We start from the raw sequence: 22095 nt of genomic DNA, 5'->3' as shown, positions 1-22095 counted from the left end.
AGTAAAGTGTTTGTCTTATTTCCGCTCGATGCACTTAATCTTCCTGTTTTTCTTTCTTTTTGCTGTAAGCGTTATGCAACCTTCTTCAAGCAAAGCGACAAACTTTTTTAAATGGTTGTTAGAACATAACAAGCAAGAAAAACCACAACAACAACCGCAAATGATAGAACAAAAGAGATATAAACCACAAAAAAAAATTGTAACACAAAAATCCGTAAAAAAGTTAAAAAAAGAAGAAAACGCGCAACGCATTCTTGTCCTAGGAGATTTTGTAGCTTCTGCTGTTGCCGAAGCGCTTAAGGAGTTTTTTACCGATAAAAGCAATATCATCATTATAAATAATACAATCCCAGATTCTGGCTTAGTCCGAACTGATCATACTCCTTGGAAAAACAATATTTCTGAAATCATTGAGAAAAATAAACCCGATGTGATTATCATGGTAATAGGTGCAAATGATAATCAATCAATTATAACACCTCAGGGTATATTCAGTACGAATGAACCAGAATGGTTAAATAACTATAAGCAAAGAATTATCGAAATTGCTGAAAGCCTTCATACTTCGCGAAAACCGTGGATATGGATGGGACAGCCTATTTTTAAAAATGAAAATTTGACACAAAAAATGAAAATTTTTAATGAACTCTATAAACGAGAAATCGAAGGAGTAGGAGGCTATTTTATCGATATTTGGGACGGTTTCACTAATGAACAAGGCCAATTTTCTTTTTCAGGTTATGATATCAATGGAAAAATAACCAGACTGCGCACCAACGATGGCATTAATTTTACTTTTGAAGGAAAGCGAAAACTTGTTTCTTATTTAAGAAAACCATTAGAAACTATTTTAAATCTTTCTGCCTTTTCTCATGAAGACACACACCTTACCAACGCAAATACTCTGCAACCTGTACAAGACTTACGCAATATTGAACGCCAACCACCTATAAGCCTCGATGACATCGCACAACAAAATACCGGCTTACTCAAAAAAATAGATCAAAGCTTCATTAAAAGATTATGGATGCCGCTCAATGGTTATCAAAAAGACCGAGCCGATAATTTTTCTCTTCCCTGATGTCTTTTCAAACACAGAGTCTTTATTTTTTTCATACATTAAAAACTAATAAAAGCCTTTGTTCATAGGTCGTGATAAGGTGGAAATTGCGCAAATCTCAACCGCAGAAAAGACTATCACAACGGTATAGCGCACACCACACCGTTGTTTCTGATTAAAGTCCACGTTTTTTCATCATTGCTTCTGGTGAAGGCAAACGCCCCCGAAATGCTTTATAAAGCTCTTCTGGATCGCGGCTGCCTCCAGCAGAATAGATAAAACACTTTAAACGATTAGCAAGCTCTGAATTAAAAACATCTCCTGTTTCTTCAAAAGCCTGAAAAGCATCAGCATCAAGTACTTCTGACCACATATACGAATAGTAACCAGCGGCATAACCATCCCCTGAAAATATATGCGCAAAATGTGGAGGACGATGCCGCATGATAATAGTATTGGGCATTTGCAACTTTTCTAATTCTTGATGCTCAAAAAGTGCTGAATCCGTTATCGTTTCTCCCTGATGAAAAGCCATATCAACTAGAGCAGACGAGGTGAATTCAACTGCAGAAAAACCAGCATTAAATGTCTGTGACAATATCACTTTATCCATCAATGCTTGTGGCATAGGAAGCCCTGTTTTTGTATGTGTAGCATAAGATTTTAAGATCTCTGGTACAGTTAACCAATGTTCGTAAAGCTGAGAAGGAAGTTCAACAAAATCACGTGCAACCGATGTTCCTGCGACAGAAGACCATGTTACATCAGAAAGCAAACCGTGTAATGCATGACCAAATTCGTGGAAAAGCGTATGCGCATCGTCAAGTGATAAAAGCGCAACCTCCCCTTTTGGTGGCTTAGCAAAATTACAAACATTGTAGATAATAGGCTTTTGTCCACCATTCAATTTATGTTGCGATTGTAAACTACTCATCCACGCACCAGAACGTTTTGAAGGACGTGCAAAATAATCACCAATAAAATGCCCAAGCAAGCTTCCATCAGATTTTCTTACTTCCCACAAACGTGCATCAGGATGCCAAAGTGTCACAGTGCTTTTTTCCTCGAATGTAATGCCGAAGAGCTTTTTTGCTACCCCAAAAGCCGCTTCAATCATGCGGTCAAGTTGAAAATAATATTTAATTTCAGATCCATCGAAAGAAAATTTTTCAGCGCGAAGCTTTTCAGCGTAATAACGCCAATCCCAAGCTTCTAAAGTTTCGTTGCTTCCCTGATTGTGTGCAAAATTTTGCAATTCAGTCTGCTCACTCAAAGCTTTAGCTCTTGCCCGCTCCCATACAGGGATGAGTAAACCCATAACCGCATCAACACTTTTAGCCATAGTATTATCAAGTTTTAAATCTGCAAAGGATTTATATCCTAGCAATTTAGCCTTCTCATCACGAAGCGCAACAATCTCTATAATAATCGACCGATTATCATTTTCGTTACCATTTTCACCACGTTTGGACCAAGCTTGAAATGCGACTTCACGTAAATCACGGCGATGAGAAAATTTCAAAAAAGGATCAACAATTGAACGTGCCAACGTTAATGCATAGGCTCCCTCATGTCCTCTTTCACGTGCAACTTCCTTCATTGAAGCAATAAGGTCATCAGGCAAACCAGACAAATCTGTTTGTTTTAAAAATAAAACCCATTCAGCTTCATCTCTTAAAACATGCTGACCAAAAGTAGCATTTAAAAAAGCAAGCTTCTCATTAATTTCAACAAGCCGTTTTTTATCCTCTTCATTAAGCCTTGCACCATTACAAACAAACTTTTTCCACCACAATTCAAGTACACGTTCTGTCTCACTATCATACATACCTTGCTGCGACTGTTTATAAAGTAGATCTATTTTCGCAAATATCCGTGCATCCATCATAATTTTTGAAGAATAATGAGAAAGTTTTACAACAAACTCTTGTTCTAACTGCTGAATCAATGGATTGCTATGCGCACCTGAACGCAAGAAAAATATCGAACAGACACGATCAAGCGCTTTGCCAGAAAGCTCAAAAGGTTGCAGAAAATTTTCAAGCGTTGGTGGTTCTTGCACCATTGCAACACTCTCGAGCTCTTCTTCCGCTTCTTGAAGAGCTTGTTCAAAGGCAGGTTTAAAATCTTCATCATTTATTAAAGAAAAATCAGGAAGACCTGAAAACCCTCTCCAGTTCAGCACTGCTGTTTTTGTCATAATATTCTCTATCTCCATTATAAATTTAATGTATAATCATTACCTTTACGATACAAATTGATAATATGCTAAAATTATTTAGTGAATTTCAAAAATGCCTTTCAAACCTCTCTCTTAAGAGTAGAAATAAAGAATATTTTTATCATTAGGAGATAAACAAAAATGAGAAACTCTACATTTCCGATTCATGAAATTGTTTATAACCTGCAATCTATCCTTGACTTTATTTCAAATATTAACAATTGGAGAAGTGCAATCGGGGAGGACTTTTTTAAATCTTCCATAACTTTTGTTTTATCCTAATTCATAATCTGAATTTATAATTATTCAATCCTTCGGAAGGTACTTTGTTATGACTGAAATTAAAACGACCTTCGACTTCAAAAATGCTTCACCTGAAGTTCTTGCCGAGGAATTAAAAAATCTTCATTTTGCTGACTCGATTGATATTATCAATGATCTCGATATCACGGAGCGCGTAGCTGTTCTTAGCCTTTTGCCTCTTGATTATACCATTGAACTGTTTGACAAACCAGAACTTGAACAACCAGCAGCTATTCTTGATCTTCTTCCTATTAACCGTTCAGTTGAAATTCTTGATGGTATGTCCGCTGATGCCGCCGCCGATGTCTTTCAAGAAATGGATAAAGCAACCCGTACCCGGCTTTATGCATTGCTCAAACCTTTAACACGCGCTGAACTAAAAAAACTGACCAGTTACCCTGATCATACAGCGGGTGCGCTGATGACCACAGAGTTTATAGCTATCCCCGCAAACTGGACAGTAAAAAAAACTCTGGATTACATTCGTGATGTTGAACGAACACGTGAAACTGTTTACACGAGCTATGTTATTGATCCTAAAATAGGCACTCTTCTTAAGGCTGTTTCACTGCGTAGCCTTATCCTTGCTTCACCGGATGATCAAATTCTCAATATCTCTACACATGATACACCTATTACAATATCACCCTTTACACATCATGAAGATATTGCGCGTCTTTTTCAACGCCATGACCTCCTTTCTGTACCAGTTATCGATGATAGTAATCATGTCATTGGTATTGTGACAGTCGATGACGTACTTGATACAATGGTTGAGGAAATGAGTGAAGATGCTTATAAATTTGGGGGTATGGAAGCTCTTGATAAACCCTACATGCAAATCAACTTTCTAGGAATGATGAAAAAACGTGGTGGTTGGCTCGCATTACTTTTTCTTGGTGAAATGCTGACAGCAAGCGCTATGCAATATTTTGAAACAGAACTTGAGAAAGTCATCACACTCACTTTATTTATCCCTCTCATTATGAGTTCGGGAGGAAACTCAGGTTCGCAAGCAACATCTCTTATTATTCGTGCTTTAGCTTTACGTGAGCTCACACTCAAAGACTGGTGGAAAATTATCCTCCGTGAAATTCCAGCAGGAATATCCCTTGGCCTTTTGCTTGGGCTTATTGGAATGGTGCGTATTGCTCTTTGGCAAGAACTTGGTATTTACAATTATGGTGAACATTGGATTTTTATTGCCATAACAGTGGGGGCAGCTTTGGTTGGAATTGTTACCTTTGGTTCTCTATCCGGCTCCATGCTTCCCTTTATTCTTAAACGTTTTGGATTTGATCCAGCAAGCGCTTCGGCTCCTCTTGTAGCAACTTTAGTAGATGTTATGGGAATCGTGATCTATTTTTCTGTTGCCTCCTTTATCTTGTCTGGAACTCTGCTCTAATATGGAAAGCAAAAATACACCCCATACAACTTAAAATTTTTGCTCTGTAAGAAGAGTGTAAAGAAAACATTGTTTTTTAAAATATAAAAAAGTACCTTAAATTTTAAATAAATTCCTTTAATATTGTCATAGTTCATTATTTAAAATGCTTCACTTATGAAGTGACACAAAATATTCAATGACGAGTCAAAAAAGAAATTTTAGAGTCAAACGAATATATGTTAACGTACTCTCTAAAGAAAAAACAAAGATAATGTAAAGAGAAATGGATGTTTGTTAACATTCTCATTCTCGTTGCTATCATCCAATATTACAAATGTTCTTGCATTAAGACCGTTCATGAAAGGCATATCTCGTCCTTTTTCAAATCTCATTTATGCATACAAAACTTCCTCTCTTAACAATATGCAAATAAATATTTTTTATTGCATAATAAAATGAGAAAATATTCTCTGTATTGAACATTCCAACATCATAAAAAATGATAATGATATTATAAACAAGCAAATTACAGTATTTTTTCTATCGTATGCCTCATATAAAATGCTTGCACATTGTAAAGGTTTTGGAAAAATTCTTCAAACGAACAGAACATCAAAAGCCTTTGATACAAAATTACAGATCTTAAAAAATTTGCTCTTGAATCGATTAAAAAGCCCCAAAAATTAAGACTAATACTTCAAAAAATGTAATGAAATCAATAATCACTTAATTCTTTACTGTAAGATACAGCAATTGATTGAATTGTTTTTCTTATCCCTCTTCCAAAATTATAAAAAAACATGTAAAAGGTTGCGTAAGATTAAGGTAAGGGACGCAAAGGCGTTGCCTCAAGTGAAATTTCATTAAACGAAAAGAAGAAAATTTATGCAATTGCGTAATATCGCCATCATTGCCCATGTTGACCATGGCAAAACAACACTTGTAGACGAGCTTCTCAAACAATCAGGGAACTTTCGTGATAACCAGCGTACCAGCGAACGTATGATGGATTCAAATGATATCGAAAAAGAACGCGGAATTACAATTCTAGCAAAAGTCACCTCTGTTGTTTGGAAAGATACCAGAATTAACATTGTTGACACACCAGGTCACGCTGACTTTGGTGGAGAAGTTGAACGTATTTTGAACATGGTTGATGGAGCAATTGTGCTTGTTGATGCTGCTGAAGGTCCAATGCCACAAACAAAATTTGTCGTTGGAAAAGCATTGAAAGTAGGTTTACGTCCCATTGTTGCTATCAATAAAATTGATCGTGCTGATGCACGAGCTGATGAAGTTATCAATGAGGTTTTTGATCTTTTTGCTGCTCTTGATGCAACCGATGAACAACTTGATTTTCCCATTCTTTATGGTTCAGGTCGTGATGGATGGATGGCTGAAACTCCTGAAGGCCCAAAAGATCAAGGACTTGCTCCTTTGTTTGATCTTGTCACCCGCCATGTCCCTTCACCTCATGTCGCGGAGGGACCATTTCGTATGATCGGAACTATTCTTGAGGCAGATCCATTTCTTGGGCGAATTATTACAGGGCGCATTCATTCAGGCTCTATAAAACCCAATCAAAGTGTCAAAGTGCTTGGGCAAAATGGAAAGCTTCTCGAAACTGGACGTATTTCAAAAATTTTGGCATTTCGTGGGTTGGAGCGGCAACCTATTGAAGAAAGTGTTGCCGGTGATATTGTAGCAATTGCTGGTCTACAAAAAGGTACCGTCGCTGATACTTTCTGTGATCCCACGATCAATGAACCTCTTATCGCCCAACCAATTGATCCTCCCACTGTTACTATGAGCTTTCTCGTCAATGATAGCCCCCTTGCAGGAACGGAAGGTGATAAAGTAACAAGCCGTGTCATCCGTGATCGTTTGTTAAAGGAAGCTGAAGGCAATGTAGCCCTTAAAATTGAAGAATCGGTGGATAAAGATTCTTTCTATGTTTCAGGACGTGGAGAATTGCAACTTGCAGTTCTTATTGAAAATATGCGCCGTGAAGGATTTGAACTTAGTGTTTCTCGTCCACGGGTTGTTATGCAAAAAGACGAAAACGGAACAACCCTTGAACCAATCGAAGAAGTTGTTATCGATGTTGATGAGGAATATTCTGGAACTGTTGTGCAAAAAATGTCCGAACGTAAAGGTGAAATGGTTGAATTACGCCCTTCTGGAGGTAATCGTGTCCGTCTTGTCTTTTATGCACCAACGCGAGGACTCATTGGTTACCAGTCCGAACTTTTAACTGATACACGTGGTACAGCTATTATGAATCGCCTTTTCCACGCCTATGAGCCTTATAAAGGAGATATTAGTGGTCGCGTTAATGGTGTTATGATTTCAAATGATAATGGTGAATCCGTCGCTTACGCTCTTTTTAATCTTGAAGATCGTGGACCTATGGTGATCGATGCCGGTGTTAAAGTCTATCAAGGCATGATTATTGGTATACACTCACGTGATAACGATTTAGAAGTAAATGTTTTAAAAGGAAAAAAGCTGACCAATATGCGTGCTTCTGGAAAAGATGAAGCCGTAAAATTAACTCCTCCGCTTAAAATGACATTAGAACGCGCTCTAGCTTGGATACAAGATGATGAACTTGTAGAAGTAACTCCTAAAAATATTCGTCTACGAAAACTCTATTTAGATCCCAATGAACGCAAACGTTTTGAAAAAATGCGCGTAGCAGTCTCTAACTAATTTTGTGACTGCCTCAGTTAAATATGCCATTATACTCGCTTAACCATGTTCCGGAAAGGATATTTACATGAATATTAAGGAAATCCCCGTTGGGAAAAATCCACCAGAAGATATCAATGTCATTGTCGAAGTCTCTCTTGGTGGTCAACCAATAAAATACGAGATGGACAAAAAATCAGAAGCGTTATTTGTTGATCGTTTTCTTCATACATCAATGGTTTATCCAGGAAATTATGGCTTTGTTCCCCATACACTTTCAGATGATGGTGATCCTATTGATGTTCTTATCTGTAACACCCGTCCACTCATTCCAGGTTGTGTTATTAATGTTTGCCCTATCGGTGCTTTGATTATGGAAGATGACGGTGGTAAAGATGAAAAAATCATTGCTATCCCTACTCCAAAATTAACAAAACGTTATATCAATATTCATAACTATACAGATCTTCCCGAAATCACACTAAAACAAATTGAGCATTTCTTTGAACATTACAAAGATCTTGAACCTGGGAAATGGGCTAAAATTGAAGGTTGGCGTGATAAAGATTTCGCATGTGAACTCATTAAGCAAGCTATTGAGCGTAATAAAGAAATGTAACTTTTTCAAAAAATAAAGCCTATTTTTAAATAGGCTTTTCTTTTGAAGTCTTATCTTCTAAAGATTGCCATATCTGCCTTAATTCTTCTAAGTGTGTTGAAAAATAAAGCTGCTTGTAACGGGATGTGGCACCGCATTTCAGAGAAATACAAGAGGATGGAATTTTCCATTGCTTTGCTAAAAATTTAATGAGAGCCTTATTTGCTTTTCCATCTTCAGGTACAGCACGCAGGCGTATAAGCAAATACTGCTTTCCGTCATCTCTGCACTCAACCCCCATTATTCGATCCACACAAGACTTTGGAGTGAGATGGACAAATAAAATTAAGCCATGAGTATCAACTTGATAAAACATCGTCATTCATCTCATGTCCTCTTTCTATAGATACATACTCGCATAAGCGTGCCACATGAAAGTACGAATAAAATAAATAATGATAAATACTACAATAGGCGAAATATCAATTGTTCCAAGATTTGGCAAAAACTGCCGGATACGGCTTAAAACTGGCTCCGTAAGCTGATGCAGAAATTTCCCTATCAAAACAACAAAGCGATTGCGTGCATTTATGATATTAAATACATAAAGCCAAGAAAAAATGACACTTGCAATTAAAATATCTATATAAATATTGAACATGAGATCAATCACTTGAAGCAATGCATAAACCATGCTTTATTCCTCTTTCAATCAACGTAACAGAAGAGCGTAAGAGCTATCATTAAAATAAATTTGTTTATCAAATAATGGTTTTATATCTCAACGTTCTTTTTTTATGAATAGAAAACCAGGCATCCCTATTCTTCATCTCTATATTATAGTGATGACGAACCTTATAAACATATCTGAAAAACAAAGAATAGCTTATCAAAATAAAAGCAACAGCAAATAATCTGAAAACTTTCAAAAAAGACTTTTAACATTCTTTATACCATAATTACATCTTTAACCGTAAATATGGTACAAAAAATAAATTAAAAACGGCCTTTAAAGGCCGTTTTATTGTATTTTTAAAATTATTTCTGCAAAGCCGTCAAACGGTTAAGGGCATTGCTAAAACCATTCAGTTGAACGAATAAATCATTCAAAGGTGGTTCACCTGGAGCTGCAATTGTCATAGCTAACTTCAAATTCTTTCCAGCACGTAAAGCAGCCACGTGGTTTTTATCAAACACTATAGGAACAATGCAACCTGCTGGTACACAAGTCCGAATACCGGTTTCGATAGGAGCCTTTCCTTCATCGACTTGTAAACGAACAGGCTTAGAAACCAAAATGCCAAAAGGAACTGTTAAATTACCAGATACCACACCATCAGCATTAAGAATAACATTCATAGCCACAACAACACGCCCCTGATCATTTACCTCTTGGCGATGCATGAAACAAACTTTTTTTCCTTCTTGTATACCACAATTAATAGTCCACAAGCCGTAGGTTTCAGCCAAAGAAGAAGCACCATTTGGCAATGTAGCCGCTGCATTTTTCGTTTCAGCAGATTTTGAATCTGATGCAAATGCTACAGAAGAAATACTCAAAAGAGTAAAGGCTATAAGTAAATTCAATAACTTTTTCATTTTATATTCCAGTTCTTTACATAAAAGAGAAACATGCTCTTTATCTTTTAATAGTTATACATATATAAAAACATCTTAATAAAAAAGAGCTTTCTACAATTATATAGCTTTTATAATCGCTTGAGGCTACCTCGAAATTCGTTGACGACTTTCCTATAAACATGCTTTTTAAAAGAAACAACAACTGAAGGAAGGATTTTCAGATCAACCCATTTCCATTGGTCAAATTCTGCTTTATGACCATCTGGTGGAGGATTAATTGCGATTTCAGAGAGATCTCCTGTAAATTGAAAAGCGAACCACTTTTGTATTTGTCCACGATATTTATTGTTTAATGTGCACCCAACAAGTTCTTGTGGAAAATCATAAGTGAACCAATTCTTTGCTTCCTTAATCAACCTTACAGATCGAATACCCGTTTCTTCGTAAAGTTCACGGTGTGCTGCATCTAGTGGTTCTTCATTCTCATCTATTCCTCCTTGAGGCAGCTGCCAACATTGAGATATTTCAGTATCGGTATGAGCACACGTCATTAAACGGCGTCCAACCCAAACTTTACTTGCATGATTAAATACAACAATTCCAACACCTTTTCGATAAGGAAGGTCTTTCAAATTAACCACTGCATCATCCATTTAATTATCCCAAGCATAAACTGTATAGATCTTTTATTACTTTAAAATATCTTTATGAGAATCTGGAGGAAATGCAGCATGGGCCATTTCACCTCGTAACAACTTATAAGCCTCATGCAATTGAACATCATCCTTAGGGTCTTGAGGAACAAAAGCGGCTGATCCGGAACCTTTATTGTTTTCCCGCTTCCCTTTAATATGTCCTTTTAATGTCGATTCACCAATCTTTACATCATAGCCTTTATATTTTTCAGGGAGTGGTTGTTCTACAATAATATCAGGTGTAATCCCAGTTCCTTGAATTGAAGTGCCAGACGGCGTATAATAAAGTGCTGTGGTTAAACGTAAAGCCCCATTTTCACCTAAAGGAATAATCGTTTGAACAGATCCCTTACCAAAAGATTGCGTCCCTAAAATTGTAGCACGACGATGATCTTGTAGAGCACCTGCAACAATTTCAGAAGCACTTGCCGAACCACCATTAATGAGTACGATGAGAGGCTTTCCATTGGTGATATCCCCTGGTTTAGCATCAAATCTCGTCACATCACTCTTCTTACGACCACGGGTCGATACAATCTCACCTTTATCAAGAAAAGCACTTGAAACACTCACAGCTTGGTCTAAAAGACCACCAGGATTAAGCCGTAAATCAAGAACATATCCCTTCAACTTGTCTTGAGGAATTTTCGACTGAACATCTTTAATTGCCGCCTGAAGATTGCCAAAAGTCTGCTCAGAAAACTGAATAATTCTTAAATACCCAATATCATCCTCAACGCGATATTTCACCGCCTTTACTTTGATGATATCACGAACAACCTTAATTTCGAGTGGCTTATCAACACCAGAACGAATAATTGTCAATGTAATTGGTGTTCCAGGCGCACCCCGCATCTTACTAACAGCTTCATTCAATGTTAGACCATTCGTCTCTACACCATCAATTTTTGAAATAAGATCTCCTGCCAAAATACCCGCTTTTGAAGCAGGTGTATCGTCCATTGGAGAAACAACTTTAATTAAGTTCTTCTCCATGGTTACTTCAATACCCAGACCTCCGAATTCTCCCTTTGTCGAATCTCGCATCTCCTTGGCTTCTTGCGCATTCATATAAGAAGAATGGGGATCGAGCGATGTGAGCATTCCATTGATAGCATTTTCAATAAGTTTTTTATCATCTGGAACCGTTACATATTGCATACGGACGCGTTCAAAGATATCACCAAATATGGCCAAATCTTTATACACATTACCTTCATTATTGGCAGCAACAGACTGCATCATAATCATTGAACAGGCGCCGAGAAATACCCCAGCGACCAAAAGAATAACTTTACGAATCATTTTGGTTCCTTTTTATTTTTTCAGTTCGCCACCAAGGAGTTGGATTTACAGGCTTCCCCTGTTTTCTAAACTCAATGTAAAGCATTGGAGCAGTTTTGCCTATATCCAATGCGACACTATTCGCAATAAATTGCTTCCCCATCGTTCCAAGGGGTTCACCGGCAAGAACAAATTGCCCCTGAGTGACATTGATTTTCGACATCCCAATAAGAATAATATGATAACCATTTCCAACATTGAGAATAATTAATTGTCCATAAGAACGAAAGGGGCCTGCAAAAGCAACAAAGGCATCAGAAGGTGATATCACAACAGCAGACGCTTCTGTTTCAATCATCTCACCAAAACGTGTTATCTGCGAATTATTATGAACATGTTGCACTCTTTTTCCCAAAACAGGTAAAAGTAAAGAGCCTTTTCGGCTTTCAAAATTGGACTGCTCTAATAATTGTAAATTTTTCTGTACCTGTATTGATGTATCGGAATTCCGTTTTGATTGACGATCAAGTTCTAAAATCAATTCCTCCAAAGATTGCGCTTTTCTAGCAAGAATAATATTCTTTTGTTGCTGCTCTGTAAGTTCTTTTTCTGATTTTTTTCGTAATTGTGCTTTTTTATCTAATAAAAGTTCTAAACGCTTTCGCTGTTCTGCTTGATTTTGCATATTTGTTTTTAATGCTGTGTATTCTGTAGCAATTGAATTGGTCAAATTGGTCAACGCCTTCAAAGTATCCGTTAAAGCTTGTGTTTTTTCTTGCATTTGAGATACAATACTGCCTAATAAAACAGAACTCCGTACAGAAGCTAATACATCCTCAGGACGCAACATAAGAGCAGGAGGTGGATTTAATCCCATACGTTCTAAAACAGCAAGTACTTCGGCAAATTCAGTACGACGTTTTTTTAGATTTTGATAAACTTGCACCCGCTTTTCTATCATTTTTTTTAGTTTTTCTTCCCTTTCAGCAATATCATTTGCTGCAGCACGTTCTGCTTTGGCAGCTTTTATGAGTGCATCATTCAAAGCGCGCTGATCTTTCTTTAAATGCTCTACTTGACGTGTAAGAAAAATAGCACGTTCACGCGAAAGTGAAATATTTTGGTGAATTTCTACCAACGCTTTATGAGCTTCTTCTACACTATTTATTGTATCTTCAGCATATGATACAGAAACGCAAAACCCCATACTCAAGAACAACACGAAAAATAGCATAAATTCTTCATATAAATATCGCATCTTTCTATGAAGAAGATTTCCCATTTGTCCAACCATTAAGCATCATCACATACATGAGTGATGCTTTAAATGACGTCAACTAAAACAATATTAATAAATACATCAATAAATGCTAAAAATTGTATAAAAATATTAAACACGATGATAAGGGTGGTTACTAGCAATTGTTACAGCACGATAAAGCTGTTCGGCAAGAAGTATACGTGCAATTTGATGCGGCCACGTCATAAAACCAAAAGACAAAAGAAAATCAGCACGACTTCTTATCCGATCATTATGCCCATCAGGTCCTCCTAAAGCAATGATAAGATCACGAACACCTTCATCACGATAAAATCCCAATTTTTTAGCAAAAACAGATGACGAAATCGACTTTCCACGCTCATCCAACACGATTAATTGACACTTCTCAGGCAAAAAGTCGAGAAGCTTACTTCCTTCTTCTTCCATACGCAGACATGCTGTCTGAGCACGACTTTCCGATATCTCCTGTAGTTTTTTTAAATGAAATCCTACAGCTCCAGCACTTTTAGAAAAGCGATCTAAATAATGGTGAACCAATTTGTGTTCCGCCCCCTTCTTCATGCGACCAACAGCAAAAATAGAAATTTGCATGTTAACAATCTCCAAAGAGAACCGATTTTGTATTGTTTACATCAGGAGCAAGCCACATTTTTTCTAAATTGTAAAAGAGACGAACTTCTGGACGAAAAAGATGAACGATAATATCACCTGTATCAATTAATACCCAATCCCCTCCCAAAAGCCCTTCTACCTTCGCAAAACCGTAGCCACTGTCTTTCCAAGTACGTAACAAATGATCAGCGACAGCGGTTATATGACGTTGTGAATTTGCTGAAGCTATGACCATGTAATCAGCCAATGATGATTTACCTCGAATATCAATGGAGACGATATCTTCTGCCTTGATATTCTCTAAACTTTTGAGAATAATTTTGAGTCCCTCACTAGCAGAAAAGATTTTTTTTTCTGCTATAGGTGCAATATCATAAGAGTGTTTTTGTGAAATGTTTTCCAGATCAATATCCTTTCTTATCATTTGAAATATAAAAAAGAGAAGCAGAATCTTACAAAATCTTCAAGAAAAATTATTCTCCTTTAAACGAAGATTCGTTGAAGACTGAAAAGACAAAGGTCCATGCAAATAAGTCCAAACTGGTGGTTTCATAAAAGGTAACCGTATACTTTCTCTCTCATCTAAACGAAAAGAACGGTAAATATGTGCCATAGGAGAAGAGAGGGCTGACATTTGCACAAAAGGACGATCAACAATTGCAATAGGAAGCATAGAGACAATATCACGCCATCGATACCAATGATGTAACATTGCAAAATTATCTGCGCCCATTACCCATACAAAACGGACCCCACGACAATGTGTAAGAATATAGAAAATCGTATCTATTGATACTTTACTACCTATGGCCTGTTCAAAACCTGTTACACGAATCTTCGGATGATCAATGAGTTCAATACTTAGCCGCATTCTCTCATCTAAAGCAGGTAAGTGTGTACAATCTTTTAAGGGATTGCCTGGAGTTACCATCCACCATAATTGATCAAGATGTAAACGCCGAATTGCACTTTTTGCAACAAGAAGATGTCCAGCATGCGGCGGATTAAAAGACCCACCAAAAAGACCAACAATATTGGACTTTTCAACATGTGGCATGCGATCTTTCCAAGGAAAAAATGGATTTTTCAAGGTCTAACCTGCCCATTTCCTTTAATATGATACTGAAATGATGTCAGCTGTTCAACACCTATTGGACCACGCGCATGCATTTTTCCTGTTGCAATACCAATTTCTGCTCCAAAACCAAATTCACCTCCATCAGCAAATTGTGTAGATGCATTATGAAGTAAAATAGCTGAATCCAAACGATTAAAAAATATTTTTACCACCTTCATATCCTCAGCAATAATCGATTCTGTATGCCCAGATGAATAACGTTGAATATGGGCAATGGCTCCTTCAATACCTTGAACTGTTTTTACAGAAAGAATTGCATCAAGATATTCATGCGACCAATCTTCCTCAGAGGCTAATTTGACATCTGGTACGAGAGAAACAATATCCTCTGTTGCGCGAATTTCACACCCCTTTTCCTGTAAAGCAGTCAGAACAGGAAGAAACTTTTTTAATGTTTGGTGGTCAATGAGAACTGTCTCAACAGCACCACATATACCTGTTCGCCGTAACTTTGCATTTAAAACAATATTACGCGCCATATCTAAATCCGCTGATTGATCAATATAAATATGACAGAGCCCCTCTAAATGCGCAAAAGTTGGAACACGTGCATCAGACTGAACACGTGCAACGAGGCTTTTCCCACCACGGGGGATAATAACATCAATCGTACCATCCAAACCCTTGAGCATTTCTCCAACAGCATCACGATCTGTCGTTCCCACCATTTGAACAGCATCTTTAGGAAAACCAGCTTCCTCCAATCCCTTCACCAACACCGAATGAAGTGCATGAGCAGAATGAAAACTATCCGACCCACCACGTAAGATTGCAGCATTTCCAGCCTTTAAACATAAAACACTTGCATCTACTGTAACATTTGGTCGACTTTCATAAATGATGCCAATTACACCAAGAGGTGTACGGACACGGCTAATATGAAGCCCATTTGGACGTGTCCATTCACTCATCACTTGTCCAACTGGATCAGGTAAAGAAGCAATTTGACGCACACTCTCTATGATTGCACGTAAACGCAACGCATCTAATTTGAGCCTATCAACCATGGCTGCATTTAAATTATTCTGAACAGCATTCTCTAAATCTTGACAATTCGCTCGTAAGATTTCAACTGAATGCGCTTCTAAACTTAAAGCTATCATTTCTAATGCTTTGGTCTTTTGTTCAGAAGACATAACAGCTAATACCGCCGCAGCATGACGTGCTTTTCGCCCCATATCCTGCATTTGTTCTTTTAACACCATACTATCCATCCAGTCTGCTAAAATAATAAAAAATAAAAATAATTTTTTAAGCAGAATCGATCATACAGCGTAAAACCATATCATTACGATGGACCATAGCAGAACGTGCTTCATATCCAAGAATAGTTTCAATTTCTTCGCTTTTACAACCCATAATACGTATCACTTCATCTTTTCCATAACTCACAAGTCCACGAGCAACCTCAACCCCATTTGTATCAACAATGGCAACTGTATCTCCACGATTAAACCTTCCCTTAACAGCAACAACTCCTGCAGCTAATAAGGATTTTCCAGATTCAAGAGCTTTAACCGCTCCCTGATCAATCGTCAAAATACCAGATGGATCTAAATGACCAGAAATCCACGTTTTCCAAGCATTAACAGGCTTTTCACCAGCAGCAAAAAAACTTCTACGCTCTCCCCTGTCAAGCGCCGCAAGAGGATTCATACGCTTGCCTGAAGTAATAACCATCGCCGTTCCAGCGGAATTCGCTATTTTCCCAGCATCTAGCTTGGTCTTCATTCCTCCACGAGAAAGCTCTGAAGCAGCCACATCTGCCATTTTTTCGATATCATTCGTGATTGAAGAAATAAAAGGAATAAATTCAGCTGTTGGGTCACGATGGGGAGATTTTGTATAAAGCCCATCAATATCTGATAAAAGTATTAAAAGATCCGAACCCATCATTGTTGCTACTCGTGCTGCTAAACGATCATTATCTCCATAGCGAATTTCACTTGTTGCAACAGTATCATTCTCATTAATAACGGGAACAGCTCCAAAACGCAAAAGTACATTAATGGTAGCACGTGCATTAAGATAACGTCGTCGTTCTTCGGTATCGAAGAGAGTGAGTAAAATTTGACCCGTTTTTAATCCATATTGAGCAAGCGCATCCCCATATGTTTTAGCCAATTCAATTTGTCCCAACGCAGCACATGCCTGACTCTCTTCTAATTTCAAAGCTCCCTTAGGAAGCTGTAGCAATGTCCTTCCTAAAGCAATAGCACCTGAAGACACCAATAAAATCTCAACGCCTTTTTGATGCAACTGAGCAATATCCCTTATCAAGCTGTTAAGCCATTCGGCACGTAAACCGGTCTGAGGGTCAACCAAAAGAGCAGATCCAACTTTGATCACAATGCGTTTATAGTGCTCAAGTTTTTGCAATCCAACGGCCATCTTCATCAATCCTACTCTTCGCTCCCGTTATCCTCTTTACGTGCCATTTCGATAACATGCGCAATAGAACGAAGCACATTTTCTAAACCTTCACGACTAACTGCAGAAAACATCATAACAGGTTTACCCGTTACTCTTTGCAAGACCTCTTGTTTTGCTTTACGTTCCTCAAGAGTGAGAGTATCTATCTGGCTTAAAGCGATAATTTCAGTCTTATCACTCAGTTTGTTCCCATATGCCTCTAATTCCTTACGCACAATTTGATATGCTTTTGCGACATCTTCTTCTTGAGCAGAAATCAAATGAAGTAAAACACGGCAACGTTCTACGTGTCCTAAAAAACGATCCCCAATCCCCACACCTTCATGTGCTCCTTCAATCAAACCAGGAATATCAGCCAAAACAAATTCACGGGCATCAATACGTGCAACACCAAGATGAGGATGAAGAGTCGTAAAAGGATAATCTGCAACTTTTGGCTTTGCAGCCGTTACTGATGCTAGAAAAGTTGACTTTCCAGCATTCGGTAAACCAACAAGCCCTCCATCAGCAATTAACTTCAAACGAAGCCAAAGTGAGCGCTCTTCTCCAGAAAGTCCCGGATTCGCACGACGCGGTGCTCGATTCGTAGATGTTGTAAAATGAAGATTCCCAAAACCACCATTTCCTCCTTTTGCAAGAAGATAACGTTGTCCTACTTCTGTTAAATCACAGATTAACGTTTCATTATCTTCTTCAAAAATTTGCGTGCCAATCGGTACTTTAAGGATGATATCATCACCCTTTGCACCTGACATGTTACGCCCTTTACCATGTTCCCCTGTTTTTGCTCTAAAATGCTGCTGATAGCGATAATCAATTAACGTATTGAGTCCATCCACAACAACAGCCCAAACATCACCACCACGTCCCCCATTCCCCCCATCAGGTCCTCCAAATTCAATGAACTTTTCACGGCGAAAGGATACTGCCCCTGCCCCTCCATCACCAGAACGAATATAGACTTTAGCTTGATCAAGAAACTTCATTGGAAACACTCACTGAGGAATCAATCCCTCTACCTCTATAGGCAATGTATTAATTTTACCAGTTTTTCATTATTGACACTCAAAAAACTCCTAACACTATCGCTAATAGCCGTTTTAAAATACTCTTAACATTAAAACCCATGCAAATAAACTTATCGCTTTTTGAAAAGAAGAAACTATTGTTGTAGTTCTGCTTTTCCCTTAAATCCGAGTGCTAAAAGATAAAGCTCTACGGATTCTGAACGACTTGCAGGTGGTTTAACATGATGAACTGTTTTAAAATTTTGTTTCAATATCGTGAGAAGAGTATTCTCTGCCCCACCCTGAAAGGCTTTTGCTAAAAAATGCCCTCCAGGTTTGAGAACTGAAAGAGCAAAATCCGCAGCCACTTCACATAAATAAACTGTCCTTAAATGATCTGTCTGACGATGTCCTGTTGTTGGTGCGGCCATATCAGAAAGAACTACATCCGGCTTTGCCCCTAAAGCATCAATTAATTTCTGTGGTGCATCTGCATGCAAAAAATCCATTTTCAACATCACAACTCCAGGCAGTGGATCAACATGCAAATAATCAATACCAACTACACTAGGTTTTTGATCACTGGACCCTACTATACCTACAGCAACTTGGCACCATCCCCCAGGCGCCGCTCCTAAATCAATAATCTTGTGACCTTTTTTGAGAAATTTATAACGCTCATTAATTTCGATTAACTTATAGGCCGCACGCGAACGATAACCATCCACTTTCGACTGATGGACATAAGGATCATTCAGATGCCTCTCTAACCACCGTCGTGACGATGCTTTAATGGTCCCTGCTTTCTTCTTTACACGCTGATATAATTCATGCGATCCAGAACCACCATATCCGCCAGCCGGTGTTTTTATCGTCTTTTTCATTATTATTCATTGCTCCATATTCTAATAACTGGCTAGCGCTTGAAGTTTTTTTCCTTCCTATGTCGACACCATACACCATCGCGTAACATTAACTCTATCAAAATTCCTTCTCTCAATCCACGATCAGCCACGCGTAATCGTTGACTGGGCCAAGCTTCTCGAATAACGTCTAGAATTGCACAACCAGCTAAAATTAAATCTGCTCTCTCTTGTCCAATACAAGGATTCGTTACGCGTTTTTTTATATCCCATGTCAATAAACGCTTCATCATAAGAGTAATGTCTGCATCATTCATCCAAATGCCATCAACCTGCCTCCGGTCATAACGCTCTAAATTAAGGTGCATTCCTGCTAAAGTCGTAATCGTTCCAGAAGTTCCCAAAAGATGAAACTTTGAGCCTTGAGCTAGAGCCCCTAATTTATGACGGCCTGAAAAATTATTTAACAAACTGCGTACATAACCTTTCATCTCTTCAAAACCGTCTACACTAACCTCATTTCCTCCAAAACGCTCAGCAAGCGTAACAACACCAACAGGAAGTGAAGTCCACGCCCTAATCTGTTCAGTTAAACGTAAAGAACGCTTTTTGGAAACATCAAGGAGTACTATTTCCGATGACCCTCCTCCAATATCAAAAAGCACAATTGCATTAATATTAGGTTCAACAAGTGTACCACAACCGGAAACAGCAAAACGCGCTTCCGTTTTCCGATCAACAATTTCCAATTCAAGACCAGTTTCATCCAAAACGCGTTGAATAAAATGTCTACCATTCTGCGCCGAACGGCAAGCTTCCGTTGCCACCAAGCGATAGCGCTTAATACGCCTTTGTTTTAGCTTTAAATGACAAATCTTTAATGCTTCAATCGTGCGATCCATTGCTTGTGTATTAAGAACACCATTCTTGACCAAACCTTCTCCCAATCGCACAATACGTGAAAAAGCATCAACAACACGAAAATGTCCCGGTTTACTGGGAGACGCAATAAGAAGACGACAATTATTTGTTCCCAAATCAAGTGCTGCATAAAGAGGCGGAGACTTTAATTGAGAGATCTTTGAAAAAAAAGGCGTTTTGTTTTTTTTTGTTTTTTTGGCACCTACAATTGCCCGGCCATGAAATTCAAAAGCTGTATCCGTTTGAATCAATTTCTGTTTACAATGTCTTTTTCGCTGATATCGCTTTATATCAACAGAAATAGAGCGCTTACCTGTCTGTAATAATGCAGAACGATTATTTCGATTGTCATCAGAGTGATCATACAATTTTTCTGCTCTGATATTGTATGCTCTTCCTTGCTTTGACTCTTTTAAACCATAATCTAATGGGGTCATCTTTTCTTATCCCTTGAGCATTTTTCCCCAATAAACAAATGCGAGAGCTCTTTTCATTACTAAAACCAAAGTAACAATGCAGCATTCAATTACAAATATCAAGAAAACATTATCTCTTTTTCTATCATCAAAATTTTCAGATATCTGCATAATCCTTTGGATATTCTCATTTAATCATAGATCGAAATTATAATCATTTACGTTCGCATCCATTTTTTAACGTGCATAGGCTCTCTTTACATAATTCACATAAACATATCGAATATATCTCACTTGTAAAAAGATGAATTTATACTCTTCAAGAGTTTTTTTGAATTATAATCCTCCAGTCTATTCACGAAATAATAGCACTGTAATTATATTTTGCAGAAATAGCTACCTTCCTCCCATGTCATCAGCATCAAAACCGCTCCAGCTCTTTAATCAGGAGTTATTGATGTCAATAAGATTACTCTAAAAATCTATATGAAGTTTTTATAAAAATACAACTAATCTATCCCTTTTTCTAAGGAATCGTATTCTTATTTTTTCCACTCTCATTTGCTAGCTATTTTGAGAAGTTTTTACTATTAATGGCTCTATAATGAACTCCATAAGCCATGCAAAAAGCTCTAATTCGTTTTTCTCTTACATGAAATAATTTCTTGTGATTTTACATTTGTAAAACATGTTATATTTTTAAATCAGATACCTCTATTTTGTATAAAAACTCTTACTCCATTGCTTCGTGTCATTAAGATTTAAAAATATAGCAATGATTTATGAGAAAATAATCTCTTCTAAAAGCACTCTATACAATTTATCGTTGTAACGAATAAAGTGCTGCACTCAACCCTTTGAATGGCACAGTAAAAGAAAATGTCTTTCCTTCTTTAATCTTATAAGAAATACGTACTTTTTTGTTTTGTTCTATTTGTTTGCTAAAAATTGGTCCTACAGGCGATTGTGCCAAGCAGACGGTTTCATTACATTGCGTATAATGGATAAGAAGAGGCTTTTTAACACCCTCCACAAACATTCGAATAGGAATACTTATATCAGTATCTGGTAATGTTCGGAAAAGCATTACTGCTTGACCATTTTTGGTAGAAACAAGAGACCAACTAAAAATCGTATTATCATTCTGATCATGAACCGTCTGCGTTACATTACATATCCCTTGCTTAAGTTTTTGTTTTTCATCACAAATTAATGTCCAATAATCAAATTGCATAATAATGCGGCGCGTTTCACCAGGCCCTCCTTTGGGAATAGATAATTGTGGTGGATGCACTGTATAAACATCCTTTTTCTCATTAGCAAAACTTTCGCCCTTGCCTATGAAGGCAAGGACAAACAGAATAATTACAAAAATATTTTGCTTCTTTATAGTGATGTTCATTGTTTTCATCATCATCTCAGTCTCAGAGTAATACCTGCACCTATTCCAAAATGACCACCTGCACTTGTGACTGATAAATTAGAGCGGATATTACCATCTTCCGAGGTATAACCCGCACCAAAAGCAAATGCGGATTGACTACGCCATAAACCACTACCAAATGAAACACTCAAAGATCCTGGTATATCATAGTAACGTAAG

The 22095-nt window shown here is 37.6% G+C and carries 21 protein-coding genes; 4 read left to right on the top strand and 17 right to left on the bottom strand.

The annotated features are described in order from the left end of the window. The first annotated feature begins 10 nt into the window (after window positions 1–10). The gene (locus tag NPX99_RS01755; RefSeq protein ID WP_269030054.1) at window positions 11–1081 is read left to right on the top strand and encodes an SGNH/GDSL hydrolase family protein; all 1071 of its coding nucleotides are present in this window, start codon (window positions 11–13) and stop codon (window positions 1079–1081) included. Between the two features lie 154 nt (window positions 1082–1235). Here NPX99_RS01755 and NPX99_RS01750 read toward each other — a convergent pair whose 3' ends face one another. Next, on the bottom strand, window positions 1236–3260 hold the full coding sequence (locus tag NPX99_RS01750; RefSeq protein WP_269030052.1) for a M3 family metallopeptidase: 2025 nt from the start codon (window positions 3258–3260) through the stop codon (window positions 1236–1238). Window positions 3261–3612: 352 nt separating this feature from the next. Here NPX99_RS01750 and mgtE point away from each other — a divergent pair, with 352 nt between their 5' ends. The 3 genes from mgtE to ppa all read left to right on the top strand — a co-directional run bounded on the left by mgtE (window position 3613) and on the right by ppa (window position 8281). Beyond that, a complete protein-coding gene (mgtE, locus tag NPX99_RS01745; RefSeq protein WP_269030051.1) occupies window positions 3613–4989 on the top strand; it encodes a magnesium transporter in 1377 nt (458 codons plus the stop codon). Window positions 4990–5856: 867 nt separating this feature from the next. Next, complete coding sequence (gene typA / locus NPX99_RS01740; protein ID WP_269030050.1) at window positions 5857–7683, top strand: translational GTPase TypA; 1827 nt, start codon at window positions 5857–5859, stop codon at window positions 7681–7683. Window positions 7684–7750: 67 nt separating this feature from the next. Continuing rightward, window positions 7751–8281, top strand: a complete 531-nt coding sequence (gene ppa, locus NPX99_RS01735; protein ID WP_269030049.1) for an inorganic diphosphatase — start codon at window positions 7751–7753, stop codon at window positions 8279–8281. 25 nt (window positions 8282–8306) lie between these two features. On the opposite strand, the gene NPX99_RS01730 is transcribed toward ppa, so the two are convergent. The 16 genes from NPX99_RS01730 to NPX99_RS01655 all read right to left on the bottom strand — a co-directional run. Continuing rightward, window positions 8307–8636: a DUF167 domain-containing protein gene (locus NPX99_RS01730; protein ID WP_269030265.1), complete on the bottom strand. Its 330-nt coding sequence runs from the start codon at window positions 8634–8636 to the stop codon at window positions 8307–8309. 24 nt (window positions 8637–8660) lie between these two features. Continuing rightward, complete coding sequence (locus NPX99_RS01725) at window positions 8661–8954, bottom strand: YggT family protein (RefSeq protein ID WP_269030048.1); 294 nt, start codon at window positions 8952–8954, stop codon at window positions 8661–8663. A gap of 344 nt (window positions 8955–9298) precedes the next feature. Then, the gene (locus NPX99_RS01720; RefSeq protein WP_269030047.1) at window positions 9299–9859 is read right to left on the bottom strand and encodes an invasion associated locus B family protein; all 561 of its coding nucleotides are present in this window, start codon (window positions 9857–9859) and stop codon (window positions 9299–9301) included. A gap of 110 nt (window positions 9860–9969) precedes the next feature. Beyond that, a complete protein-coding gene (locus NPX99_RS01715) occupies window positions 9970–10494 on the bottom strand; it encodes an RNA pyrophosphohydrolase (protein ID WP_269030046.1) in 525 nt (174 codons plus the stop codon). 36 nt (window positions 10495–10530) lie between these two features. Continuing rightward, a complete protein-coding gene (locus tag NPX99_RS01710) occupies window positions 10531–11841 on the bottom strand; it encodes a S41 family peptidase (protein WP_269030045.1) in 1311 nt (436 codons plus the stop codon). Then, window positions 11831–13114 (bottom strand): murein hydrolase activator EnvC family protein, encoded by a 1284-nt coding sequence (locus tag NPX99_RS01705; protein ID WP_269030044.1) that lies wholly within the window; start codon window positions 13112–13114, stop codon window positions 11831–11833. The genes NPX99_RS01710 and NPX99_RS01705 overlap by 11 nt, the downstream gene beginning before the upstream one ends. 96 nt (window positions 13115–13210) lie before the next feature. Then, window positions 13211–13693, bottom strand: coding sequence for a 23S rRNA (pseudouridine(1915)-N(3))-methyltransferase RlmH (gene rlmH, locus NPX99_RS01700; RefSeq protein ID WP_269030043.1), 483 nt, complete (start codon window positions 13691–13693; stop codon window positions 13211–13213). A 1-nt stretch (window position 13694) separates the two neighbouring features. After that, complete coding sequence (gene rsfS, locus NPX99_RS01695) at window positions 13695–14138, bottom strand: ribosome silencing factor (protein ID WP_269030042.1); 444 nt, start codon at window positions 14136–14138, stop codon at window positions 13695–13697. Window positions 14139–14177: 39 nt separating this feature from the next. Continuing rightward, complete coding sequence (locus tag NPX99_RS01690) at window positions 14178–14771, bottom strand: nicotinate-nucleotide adenylyltransferase (protein WP_269030041.1); 594 nt, start codon at window positions 14769–14771, stop codon at window positions 14178–14180. Window positions 14772–14800: 29 nt separating this feature from the next. Next, complete coding sequence (locus tag NPX99_RS01685) at window positions 14801–16057, bottom strand: glutamate-5-semialdehyde dehydrogenase (protein ID WP_269030264.1); 1257 nt, start codon at window positions 16055–16057, stop codon at window positions 14801–14803. Between the two features lie 46 nt (window positions 16058–16103). Further along, complete coding sequence (proB, locus tag NPX99_RS01680) at window positions 16104–17243, bottom strand: glutamate 5-kinase (protein ID WP_269030263.1); 1140 nt, start codon at window positions 17241–17243, stop codon at window positions 16104–16106. Window positions 17244–17254: 11 nt separating this feature from the next. Continuing rightward, the gene (gene obgE / locus NPX99_RS01675; protein ID WP_269030040.1) at window positions 17255–18271 is read right to left on the bottom strand and encodes a GTPase ObgE; all 1017 of its coding nucleotides are present in this window, start codon (window positions 18269–18271) and stop codon (window positions 17255–17257) included. A gap of 176 nt (window positions 18272–18447) precedes the next feature. Continuing rightward, window positions 18448–19176: an RlmE family RNA methyltransferase gene (locus NPX99_RS01670; protein WP_269030039.1), complete on the bottom strand. Its 729-nt coding sequence runs from the start codon at window positions 19174–19176 to the stop codon at window positions 18448–18450. Window positions 19177–19208: 32 nt separating this feature from the next. Further along, on the bottom strand, window positions 19209–20513 hold the full coding sequence (locus tag NPX99_RS01665; protein ID WP_269030038.1) for a Ppx/GppA phosphatase family protein: 1305 nt from the start codon (window positions 20511–20513) through the stop codon (window positions 19209–19211). Between the two features lie 799 nt (window positions 20514–21312). Beyond that, window positions 21313–21903: an invasion associated locus B family protein gene (locus NPX99_RS01660; protein ID WP_442864046.1), complete on the bottom strand. Its 591-nt coding sequence runs from the start codon at window positions 21901–21903 to the stop codon at window positions 21313–21315. A gap of 2 nt (window positions 21904–21905) precedes the next feature. Beyond that, the coding region (locus NPX99_RS01655) for a YadA-like family protein (protein WP_269030036.1) at window positions 21906–22095 on the bottom strand (190 nt) is incomplete at its 5' end.

The sequence above is a fragment of the Bartonella sp. 220B genome (assembly GCF_026930205.1).
Taxonomy (GTDB): Bacteria; Pseudomonadota; Alphaproteobacteria; order Rhizobiales; family Rhizobiaceae; genus Bartonella.
The sequence above is the reverse complement of the archived record's forward strand: the minus strand, read 5'-3'. Positions and strand labels throughout refer to the sequence as shown.

What these genes read in the sequence shown, in the direction of transcription:
- NPX99_RS01750 (WP_269030052.1), bottom strand. Translation starts at nt 3,260, where the DNA reads ATGACAAAAACAGCAGTGCTGAACTGGAGAGGGTTTTCAGGTCTTCCT.
- mgtE (WP_269030051.1), top strand. Translation starts at nt 3,613, where the DNA reads ATGACTGAAATTAAAACGACCTTCGACTTCAAAAATGCTTCACCTGAA.
- typA (WP_269030050.1), top strand. Translation starts at nt 5,857, where the DNA reads ATGCAATTGCGTAATATCGCCATCATTGCCCATGTTGACCATGGCAAA.
- ppa (WP_269030049.1), top strand. Translation starts at nt 7,751, where the DNA reads ATGAATATTAAGGAAATCCCCGTTGGGAAAAATCCACCAGAAGATATC.
- NPX99_RS01730 (WP_269030265.1), bottom strand. Translation starts at nt 8,636, where the DNA reads ATGTTTTATCAAGTTGATACTCATGGCTTAATTTTATTTGTCCATCTC.
- NPX99_RS01725 (WP_269030048.1), bottom strand. Translation starts at nt 8,954, where the DNA reads ATGGTTTATGCATTGCTTCAAGTGATTGATCTCATGTTCAATATTTAT.
- NPX99_RS01720 (WP_269030047.1), bottom strand. Translation starts at nt 9,859, where the DNA reads ATGAAAAAGTTATTGAATTTACTTATAGCCTTTACTCTTTTGAGTATT.
- NPX99_RS01715 (WP_269030046.1), bottom strand. Translation starts at nt 10,494, where the DNA reads ATGGATGATGCAGTGGTTAATTTGAAAGACCTTCCTTATCGAAAAGGT.
- NPX99_RS01710 (WP_269030045.1), bottom strand. Translation starts at nt 11,841, where the DNA reads ATGATTCGTAAAGTTATTCTTTTGGTCGCTGGGGTATTTCTCGGCGCC.
- NPX99_RS01705 (WP_269030044.1), bottom strand. Translation starts at nt 13,114, where the DNA reads ATGGTTGGACAAATGGGAAATCTTCTTCATAGAAAGATGCGATATTTA.
- rlmH (WP_269030043.1), bottom strand. Translation starts at nt 13,693, where the DNA reads ATGCAAATTTCTATTTTTGCTGTTGGTCGCATGAAGAAGGGGGCGGAA.
- rsfS (WP_269030042.1), bottom strand. Translation starts at nt 14,138, where the DNA reads ATGATAAGAAAGGATATTGATCTGGAAAACATTTCACAAAAACACTCT.
- NPX99_RS01690 (WP_269030041.1), bottom strand. Translation starts at nt 14,771, where the DNA reads ATGCCACATGTTGAAAAGTCCAATATTGTTGGTCTTTTTGGTGGGTCT.
- NPX99_RS01685 (WP_269030264.1), bottom strand. Translation starts at nt 16,057, where the DNA reads ATGGTGTTAAAAGAACAAATGCAGGATATGGGGCGAAAAGCACGTCAT.
- proB (WP_269030263.1), bottom strand. Translation starts at nt 17,243, where the DNA reads ATGGCCGTTGGATTGCAAAAACTTGAGCACTATAAACGCATTGTGATC.
- obgE (WP_269030040.1), bottom strand. Translation starts at nt 18,271, where the DNA reads ATGAAGTTTCTTGATCAAGCTAAAGTCTATATTCGTTCTGGTGATGGA.
- NPX99_RS01670 (WP_269030039.1), bottom strand. Translation starts at nt 19,176, where the DNA reads ATGAAAAAGACGATAAAAACACCGGCTGGCGGATATGGTGGTTCTGGA.
- NPX99_RS01665 (WP_269030038.1), bottom strand. Translation starts at nt 20,513, where the DNA reads ATGACCCCATTAGATTATGGTTTAAAAGAGTCAAAGCAAGGAAGAGCA.
- NPX99_RS01660 (WP_442864046.1), bottom strand. Translation starts at nt 21,903, where the DNA reads ATGAAAACAATGAACATCACTATAAAGAAGCAAAATATTTTTGTAATT.